Source organism: Paracerasibacillus soli, from assembly GCF_042432965.1.
GTDB classification, from domain to species: Bacteria; Bacillota; Bacilli; order Bacillales; family Amphibacillaceae; genus Paracerasibacillus; species Paracerasibacillus soli.
The window spans coordinates 1-9,434 of sequence record NZ_JBHLWL010000051.1 but is presented as its reverse complement, the minus strand read 5'-3'; the positions used below and the strand labels follow the sequence as shown (position 1 = coordinate 9,434).

Genomic DNA, 9,434 nt, shown 5'->3' with positions numbered 1-9,434 from the left:
AGTAATGTCATCACTTTCGCCACCTTTATTCTTCTGACATATAACCAGATGTTTTTAATTTCGATAGTAATGCATTAAAATCCGCAACTAAGTCTTCTATAGTTTCTGCTGTACTATCAGATTGATTTGACATTTTTTCATTTGAAGAAGAAGGAAGGCCAGTGACCTTCGCCCCTTCTTCAATAACAAGTTCCCCGCCAATAACCGTTTTTTCTCCGCCTTGTTCTGTATAGTTTTTAGCGTTATACCCCATCGCACTCTACCCCTTTATTATTTTTGTTGTAAGACTTTGATTGCTTCTGGCAAGATTAACTTTCCATCGACACGTTGACTTGCTAAGAAACCAACTTGTCCTGTTGTTGCAAAAAGTTCATTTAAACGCTTAAATGAACGACCTTGTCTGTCTGCAATCCAATAATATCCGAAGTCACCAAAGGCAATAGACTTTGCTCCGCTTTCTAGTGTCGGTGCATAAGCTGACGTAAAAACTGGTCGATTCAATAGTGTATCTGGCGTACCAGCGGTTAATGATGGTTGCCATAAATATTGTCCTTGACCATCTTTTAATTTTCGAATTGCTTTGATTGTCGCATCGTTCATAATGAATACAGCGTTTTTACGATATGGTGCTTTTAGTGAAAAGACTAAGTCGATAATTTCATCAGCTGTAATTGCTGTAGCCGATGTCGTAGTTACACCTATTTCAGCACCACCTGTGTCATTAAATATTCCCGTTGGTTTTCCAACACCGTCACCGATAAGAAAAGCTTCCTCTTCTTTCGCTCCAATTCTTCGTGCAAATTCGGTTGAAATATAACTTTCCATATTAAATGCACTATCGTTTAATAATTCATCAGATATTTTAATCATCGTCCCTAACTTATAAGCACCGATTGAAGTCTGCCCAAACACTGAATCGCTTTCTTCAAATTCCTCTCCTTCATCAAGCCATGCCGCGGAGCCTTTCGTTGTAACAACAGGTATCTTACGATCACCACTTGATGTTTTTACAATTTTCGCTAATTTACGGAAGATGTTCTCTTCTTCCAATGTTTGGACAAGTGTACGCTCAAATTCATCTGGAACTAAAAATCCACCTTCAGAGTCTGTCCCAACTGAAAGTGAATTTACAATTTCTATTGATGGTGTTTTACTCTTCATCACTTTCCAAAAAGATTGTTTATATTCATTACTAGCTATCCCTGTTTTACTTTCCTTTTCATGTTTCGAAGGTTCTTCTACAATTCGAGTATTAATTGGTAGATTCAGCTGAGCTTCTAAAGCTTCTTGACGCTCTAATCGTTTAATCTCATTCCCTAAATTAATTACATCTTCTTCCATTCGGTCATAAACTTCTGCATCTTCTGGAGAAATAAGACCATTACTTCCACGCTTTGAATCTAAAAAGGCTTTTGCTGCCTCCCATGTTTTATTTCGCTTTTCTCTTAACTCTAAAATTTTACTCATATTAATTTCCTCCTATTATTTCAATAGATTAAGCCGCTCATAAAGCGGATCAACCGATTGTTCTTCTTGTGGTTTTTGTATCTTGTTTATTAATGAATTTGTTACTGCTCGTCTACTGAAAACAAAGCTGTTCTCAGGTTGGTTTTCATCTTTACCATTTGCGAACATAATTACATCCGCAAATCCTAGTTCAATTGCTTTATGTGCATTGAGCCACGTTTCAGCATCCATTAATTCCGATAGTTTATTTCTTGATAAACTTGTTTTAATCTCGTAAGCGTTAATGATGCTTTCTTTTACTTCGTCAAGCATATGCACTGTCTTTTTCATTTCTTCACTATCACCAATTGCGACAGTAAATGGATTATGAATCATCATTAGGGACGTTGGTGACATTTGAATTTCAGTGCCTGCCATCGCAATCACAGATGCTGCTGATGCGGCAATCCCATCAATTTTGACAGTGACATCACCTGGATATTCCATTAACATGTTATAAATTTGCGCAGCTGCAATACAATCACCCCCTGGCGAATTAATCCAAACTTCAATATCGCCTTTGCCTTGCACGAGTTCTTCCCTAAAGGCAGACGGTGTGACTTCATCATCAAACCAACTTTCCTCGGCTATTGCCCCATATAAATGAAGGGTTCGTTTATCAGTTTCATTATTCTTTGTCCAATTCCAAAACTTCTTCATCTTCGGTTCCCTCCTTTTCATATTTCTTTGCAAACACACCTGCGTCTTGGAGTTTGGTCATATTTCCATTTATTAGATATAAATCTCCTCCGAGTTCATCGGGTATTCGGTCTAAGTTCTCAAGTTCACGAATATCATTCGCGCTCATCCAGCCATTTTGCCTTGCTGTTGCATAGCCACTCATTCGTGAAGCATAATCACCTCTAAGCAATCCATCCACATTAAATTTCACAAAGTACGCTTTCTTTTCACTTTTAGTAAACAGTGAACGACTAATTGCTTGTTCCCACCGAATAACCCATGGATCAAGTGTATATTTAACGAATTCCAACGATTGTTGCTCTATATTAGAAAAGCTCGATTTCTCCAAGTCACCGACCATATGAGGTGGTACTCGGAAAATTCGAGCAATCTCGTTAATCTGAAATTTTCTTGTTTCTAAAAATTGTGCTTGATCAGGTGCAATTGCAATTTGTTGATACTTCATGCCTTCTTCTAATACAGCAACTCGATGCGCGTTACTTGAACCTTGATAAGCTTTATTCCAGCTATCTTTTACCCTTTGTGGATCTTTAATTGTTCCTGGATGTTCTAAGACTCCACCTGGCGCTGCTCCATTGGCAAAAAACTTTGCTCCATATTCTTCAGTGGCCATTGCCAAACCTACTGCATTTTTCGCCATAGCAATAGGTGAATATCCAACTAAACCATCAAAACCAAGTCCGGGTATGTGCAGAACATCTTCAGCTTTTAATGCAACAGTTGTTTTTTCTGAACCATTCATTTCATCAAATGTTTTTGTGTATAAATAATACAAGTTACCTCTTGCATCTCTTTCGACTGACATTTTATTTGGCATAAGTGGATAAAGTGCAATAACTTCACCTTTTCCATTTCGAATAATTTGCGCATACGCATTTCCCCATAATAAAAGATGAGTCATTAATGTTTCTCTAAACACAAATGAACTCATCTCAGGATTTGGTTCGTCATGAAGTAAAAAATATAAGGTATGGGATATTGCCTTTTCCTTGCCACCTGTATCTGTGTATTTATATAAGTGCAGCGGTAAACCAGCTACAGCTTCAGCTAATATTCGTACACAAGAATATACTGCAGTCATTTGCATTGCTGTAAATTCATTAACGGATTTTCCGCTACTAGAATTTCCAAAGAAAAAACTATAATTACTCCCAAATGAATAGTTTTGTGGTTCATCTCTTGCTTTAAATAAATTTGTAAACCACCGCATATGAATATCACCTCCTCAACTTTAAAACACAATCAATCCCCGATCATCATAAACAGAATCACTTGTTCCGCTTCTTCTTATTGCTCGGTCAAGTGCCATAATTGTTGCCACCGCACCATCAATTTTTTCTGTTGATTTTTCTTTGTCAGGTTTAATGTTTCCAGCAGGATCAGTTCGTACATGGATGTTATCCATCATCCAACGTAAAACTGGGTGTCCACCATGCGCAAGTTTTTCTTCTAATGTTAATTTCATTAATTCTTTTGATGAAGGACTCATATCTTTAAATCCCTGCCCGAAAGGAACTACTGTGAAACCTAACCCTTCAAGATTTTGCGTCATCTGAACAGCACCCCAACGGTCAAAGGCAATTTCCTTTATGTTGTACTTATGCCCTAATTTTTCGATGAATTTTTCAATATAAGCATAGTGAACAACGTTTCCTTCCGTTGTTTGCATATGCCCTTGTTGTTCCCACACATCGTAAGGTACTCTGTCCCTATCCACACGCTGTCTAATGTTTTCTTCTGGTATCCAAAAGTAAGGCAAAACAACATATTTATCGTCTTCATATTCTGGTGGGAAAATTAAAACAAATGCGGTAATATCTGTTGTCGATGATAAGTCTAATCCCACATAGCACTCTCTACCGATTAAACTTTCAGGGTCAACTGGCAAACCACACCTGTCCCATTTTTCCATCGGCATCCATCTGACAGATTGCTTTACCCATTGATTCAGTCGTAACTGTCTAAACAAGTTTTCCTCAGCTGGGTTTTGTTTCGCACTTTCACATGCTTGTTCAACTTTTTCAATATCAACTGTAATTCCAAGTGATGGATTTGCTTTCTTCCAGACTTCTGGATCCGTCCAATCATCATCTTCCTCTGCACCATATATAACAGGATAAAAAGTAGAATCTATTTTTCTTCCCTCAAGTACATCTTTTGCTTTCTGATGTACTTCGTAACAAATCGAGTGTTGGTCATTTCCTGCTGTTGTGATCAAGAAGTACAGTGGTTGTTTCCTGGCATCCCCCGAACCATGGGTCATAACATCGTATAGCCTTCGGTTCGGCTGTGCATGTAACTCATCAAAAACTACACCATGAACATTCAACCCATGTTTTGTATAAGCTTCAGCCGACAATACTTGATAGAAACTTCCTAAAGGTTTATAAATTAAACGTTTTTGTGACAACACTGGTTTAAATCTAGCTTTTAGTGCGGGTGATTGTTCCACCATATCGACTGCAACGTCAAATACAATCGATGCTTGTTGCCTATCCGCAGCACACCCATACACTTCTCCACCATGTTCAAAATCACCACATGTTAAAAGTAAGGCAACCGCAGCGGCAAGTTCTGACTTTCCTTGTTTCTTTGCAATCTCAATATAAGCAGTATTGAATTGTCTATAGCCATTCGGCTTCATCGTTCCAAATATATCTCGAATAATCTGCTCTTGCCAATCTATCAAGTCAAAGTTCTTTCCGAACCATTCACCCTTTGTATGCTTTAAACAATTAATAAAATTAACCGCCATATCAGCTGCATCTTTGTCATAATATGATTGTTCAGCTTTAAAGATAGTTGGTTTATAATTTCCTAGTTTTCTAATTACCACCACCTCCTTAGCAAATAATTTTTAAAAACTAAATGCATCTATAAAATTTTGCACGACAAAAAAGCCCAGATCACTGTCTGAGCTTAAGTTATCTATTTAATTGTTTCACAATCGCGCCCGATTGCGGAAGACTTATAGCGCTTCGGTTTCAGAAATTAATTCTTTTAAGTTTTCTACAGCTTGATTTGTCTTATCGTTATCTGTTGAGAGAAGAGAAACAATTTCATCAATACGTTTTTTGTAGTTTATAGGCTTTATTGGAAAATTTTGAATCATGGCTACAGCCTTCTTTTCATTGATGCAGTACACCTTGTTTTTCGCAAAGATCACTTGATTCAAGCAAGAAATACTTCGAAAACAATGACCCATCACATATGAAATATCATCTCTCTTAGCATTGGTCTCCATAAACATTAGGGAAAAAGAAGCTTCAAAAGAAAAGTATTGAATCATCGCTTCTCTAAATTTATTGGGATAGGGTTCCGTTTTCTTTTTTAATTCACCTAATGTGCCTTCAGGGTCAGATAAAACATTGCAAATAGCTAATTCCCCCATGTACATGGCATTCAAATAACCATGAGGGTGTCCTGTTTGATAATGAATGGATACTAGACCTGATAAACAGTCATCAATAACCTTACTAACTCGTTTAATATCACGAAAAATAAAATCTACATGGTAACCCTGTACAACTAACCAGCCACCACCATTTATCCATTCACCCCATTCCCCTAAAGAAGTGATTAAATGCTCTTTTTTTTCGTCATTAAGATTTAATGCTGATTTTTCGATATCATTAGCATTAAACCCTTTTGATTCATCATAGTAAATTCCAATATCTATATCAGAATCCGGACTATGAGTTCCTCTTGCCCTAGACCCACCTAAGACGATTCCTACCACACCTGGCAGTCCATATAGTTCCTCTTTTATATCTTGAATTATATTGTCGACAGTTGCCATTATATTTCACTCCAATTTTACTTAAACAATATGGCCCGTTTGCTGAACATTTAACTTTGTTTATATCTTATCATAATTATTCGGGCTACTCTAACTTTTCTCCGTTAGATTCGCTTTCTAAAGTAGCGGCATCTTTTTCATCAGAATCTTCAACAGCTCTGCGTAAGTATTCAACATCAAACCCCGCACTGTTATAGCCTTCTAAAATAGTTGAATAGTAATAACAACTTGGCTGTTCAAGTGGTCTGCCTTCATTCATAATATAGACCATCGCATTTACTCTCTTTTTATCGACTTTAACTTTCATCATTTCTTTTCTATATAGATGGGGCCATCCTTCATAACGGTCAAGTGCCTTTTCGTCATTGGGCGTAATCTGCCACACAAGGGCTGGTACGCTTTCTCCCTTGCATGGTTCAATCGTTGCAACTGCATGACCGTGTGGCCCCCTAAAAGTGAGTTTGTAGTCCTTTATTTCACTTGTTCCTATTACTTTGGCGGTTGGACATCTGTTTGCCATTTGTTCTAAATTTAAATTTGATCCGTAAGCTATATATAATTTACCCATCATGTCAATCCTTTCACAATTTACTTTAGAATGATTCCGGGTGGCTTATCCAACCCGGAACCTCCATGCCGCTGACCCTGATAAAGGTTTAGTTAAATGCGCTCTACAGTTTGCAAATTCTTCTCCAATCAATCCGATTCGATTGAGGTATGTTCGCATGGCGAATTTTTCATTTTCGACTTGCGGCTTTTTCGATGAAGCACTTTTCTGTGTTAATGCTTGGTTGTTTATCGCTAAGGATAAAACGATAAAGCTTCTAATCTTCCCAGCGTGAAGAACGCTGTTAAAGCCTCGTAACTCAACCGTTCGGTTTCTTCTAAAAAAGCTGTGTAGGTTTAAAAAATGATATCGACTGTTGTGGTAGTGTCTACTTCTGCTTTCACTGTATCCTTCATACCAAATGTCCTCAATTTCTCGCATCGTCTTCGGTTTTTTTCGATTCATCTTTTCTACTAAAATGTCATCCATCCGTTTGCAATAACGCATTCTCTCATTCTTGATTTCTAGTGCCTTGTAAAACAAATCGTTCCTACTTGCGATGATGTTTACAAAGTTTCGTATGCTCCTTGGTGTATGTGGGCTCCCATCTAAGTGAATGTGAATGCCACAAGATGAATTGGTAAAGGCTCCCGCTTTCCGTATCCTTCGAACAAGCTCCTGTAAAGTGTCAATGTCTTTTCGGTAGGTTAGAATTGGGCTTACAATCTCAACGCTATAATCTCTGTTTGCATTAACCCTTCTACCGTTTCGACTAACTTGCGTCCGAATACTTCCATCATAAACAAATTCCCATATCCGTCCGTCTGGAACTTTCACTTTCTTTACATCGTAGTATGTTCCACCTTCGATGTATTTCCCCTCAAGAAACTTTGCTGCTACCTTCGCTGCTTTTTCTCTTGTGATTCCTGTGAATTCAATTTCAATTCCAAACTTTGCGTTTAACATTTCATCATCCCCTTTTAGAGTGTATGTGTGTTTTTGTTACATACATATATCACTCTAAAAGCCTTATATATCAAGTGTTATCTACAGTTATTTGAATGTATTTTTATTGTTCGATGATTAGACACTTATCAACTCCAAATACAATTCCGAGTGAACTTCCTTTATCCCATTTTATGTGTATTGTTCCTATATCATCGACATAAGAAACAGTTCCTTCATCACCTGGGATAAGATTTGAATATGGATCATCCATTTCAATCAAACGTACTCTTGTTCCAGGCTGATATTGTTTTTTTAACTTGGTCAGCGATTCTTTCGTTATATTGTTCATGAAGCTTCCACCATTTTTTTCGTTCTTTTAAATGAAGAATCACCTGACAGTTTTGACATCAAGAGCTTTCTGTCGGATTTATATTCATCGCCTATAAAATTTAGCTTTAACAGGAAACATCGAAATGCATATTTTTCGTTTTCGACTTGTTTTTCAACTGCCGTCACTCGTTTTTGCTTTAGAGCTGTTTCGCATAATGCGACAATAAACTTTGTGTATGTTTCTAGTTCCTCGGATGTCAATTCTCTCTCAAACCATGGAAACTTTATTCGGTCATCTTCTAGTTCAATCCTAGTTGATTCAATATCTAGTGCCTGTTTAATTAAAGTGTTTTTACTTTGGATTAGCTTTTCTAAATTTTCTATTGTTTGCTCATCGAAAGAATCTCGTGGATATTCGATAGAAAATGTATAAGTTTCTGGCTGCTTATCCCGCTCTGCTTCAAAGTTATATTTACTTTCTAATGCATGGATTAACCCGTCTTTAGTTGGGCCTTCCAACGTTCCAACCCTATCAACTACATATTCTCCAATTTCGTAGGCAAAACTTGGCGTTCCTTTGTAATTAAAAGGAATATTCAAATGTTCGCTTATTGCTTCCACTAACTTTTTCCGTTCTTTTCCCTTCACATTAAATTTTACAATCATTTTTTATTCCACCTTTCAATTTTGGTACATACATATATCACTCTAAAAGGTGTTTATATCAAGTTTTGTGAACAGATTCCATCTGACTTCCTAATCTTTATTTAATTGTATGGCAATTCCAGTTAAAACATATATAACACAAGGAAGTGCGACGCCATTTCCCCACATTTTATATTCAGCCGTGTCAGAATGTGGCTGGCTTAACCATTTAATGATTTGTTTTCGAGTTTTAGGTCGTTTATTTTTACTGATTAACTGCCGGTGCGTTTCCCACACTCTCTCCCAAAAGTTAATCTCGTCATCCGATGGGTTGTCTTCTCCCAAATTGTCGCACCATCCATCTGGGAAACCTTGCAATCTACCACATTCGGTAGGCGTAAGTCTTCTCACAATTAAATCTTCTACGTTTACTAATGGTGGATCCTTATAATCAGTAGCAACAAGCGTACTAGCAAGTTCCTTTTCGGCACTTGTAAAATGTGAGTTTTTACTAGATGAATACGTTGGTTGTTTTTCCTTACTCGATTCATCTTTACTACTAACAATCGCAATCCCGCCTTGATTACTGTTCGGTGAGTTGCCTGATGTGTCTATTGTTCTTGATACATCACTTTCATAGATGTTTGCCCGAACGTTAAGTGTTCCTTCAGATGTTAAACGAATATCAAAGGTTCTCGGTTTTTCTAAAACAAATGGCTGATTATTTCCGCCAGTGCCATATAAAGACACAACGGTTTGGGAAACATCGACAGGTCCTTTTATTCTTGCATCCCTTCCATGGTTATCAAATACAAGTGGAGGATGATTTGATTTTGTTCGTAAAGTTGCTGTTACCCCTTTGGTTACATCCATTCGGCTACCACCTTGGTCATTTAAGCAGATATTGCTTGTTTCTCTAGAACTTTTTGAAGTATCTCTGGTAGTTCCTTGCCCCGC

General features: G+C 37.4%; 11 protein-coding genes. All 11 read right to left on the bottom strand.

The genetic code is table 11. The annotated features are described in order from the left end of the window. Positions 1 to 25: 25 nt before the first annotated feature. The gene (locus tag ACFFIS_RS13610; protein ID WP_340415772.1) at positions 26 to 253 is read right to left on the bottom strand and encodes a Head fiber protein; all 228 of its coding nucleotides are present in this window, start codon (positions 251 to 253) and stop codon (positions 26 to 28) included. A gap of 17 nt (positions 254 to 270) precedes the next feature. Beyond that, the gene (locus ACFFIS_RS13605) at positions 271 to 1,467 is read right to left on the bottom strand and encodes a phage major capsid protein (RefSeq protein ID WP_061114371.1); all 1,197 of its coding nucleotides are present in this window, start codon (positions 1,465 to 1,467) and stop codon (positions 271 to 273) included. A 15-nt stretch (positions 1,468 to 1,482) separates the two neighbouring features. Continuing rightward, complete coding sequence (locus ACFFIS_RS13600; protein ID WP_320378178.1) at positions 1,483 to 2,166, bottom strand: head maturation protease, ClpP-related; 684 nt, start codon at positions 2,164 to 2,166, stop codon at positions 1,483 to 1,485. Then, positions 2,135 to 3,418: a phage portal protein gene (locus ACFFIS_RS13595; protein ID WP_320378177.1), complete on the bottom strand. Its 1,284-nt coding sequence runs from the start codon at positions 3,416 to 3,418 to the stop codon at positions 2,135 to 2,137. The genes ACFFIS_RS13600 and ACFFIS_RS13595 overlap by 32 nt, the downstream gene beginning before the upstream one ends. A gap of 21 nt (positions 3,419 to 3,439) precedes the next feature. Further along, a complete protein-coding gene (locus ACFFIS_RS13590) occupies positions 3,440 to 5,038 on the bottom strand; it encodes a terminase large subunit (RefSeq protein WP_390188004.1) in 1,599 nt (532 codons plus the stop codon). A 138-nt stretch (positions 5,039 to 5,176) separates the two neighbouring features. Continuing rightward, positions 5,177 to 6,007 (bottom strand): nucleotidyltransferase domain-containing protein, encoded by an 831-nt coding sequence (locus tag ACFFIS_RS13585; RefSeq protein ID WP_320378176.1) that lies wholly within the window; start codon positions 6,005 to 6,007, stop codon positions 5,177 to 5,179. 85 nt (positions 6,008 to 6,092) lie between these two features. Continuing rightward, the gene (locus ACFFIS_RS13580; protein ID WP_446686911.1) at positions 6,093 to 6,575 is read right to left on the bottom strand and encodes a gamma-glutamylcyclotransferase family protein; all 483 of its coding nucleotides are present in this window, start codon (positions 6,573 to 6,575) and stop codon (positions 6,093 to 6,095) included. Positions 6,576 to 6,620: 45 nt separating this feature from the next. Continuing rightward, on the bottom strand, positions 6,621 to 7,520 hold the full coding sequence (locus tag ACFFIS_RS13575) for an amidoligase family protein (protein ID WP_205178025.1): 900 nt from the start codon (positions 7,518 to 7,520) through the stop codon (positions 6,621 to 6,623). Positions 7,521 to 7,623: 103 nt separating this feature from the next. Next, positions 7,624 to 7,851, bottom strand: coding sequence for a DUF4314 domain-containing protein (locus tag ACFFIS_RS13570; protein ID WP_078756217.1), 228 nt, complete (start codon positions 7,849 to 7,851; stop codon positions 7,624 to 7,626). Continuing rightward, positions 7,848 to 8,498, bottom strand: coding sequence for a virulence protein (locus ACFFIS_RS13565; protein WP_320378175.1), 651 nt, complete (start codon positions 8,496 to 8,498; stop codon positions 7,848 to 7,850). The genes ACFFIS_RS13570 and ACFFIS_RS13565 overlap by 4 nt, the downstream gene beginning before the upstream one ends. A 90-nt stretch (positions 8,499 to 8,588) precedes the next feature. After that, on the bottom strand, positions 8,589 to 9,434 hold an 846-nt coding region (locus ACFFIS_RS13560), incomplete at its 5' end, for a DNA cytosine methyltransferase (RefSeq protein ID WP_390187991.1).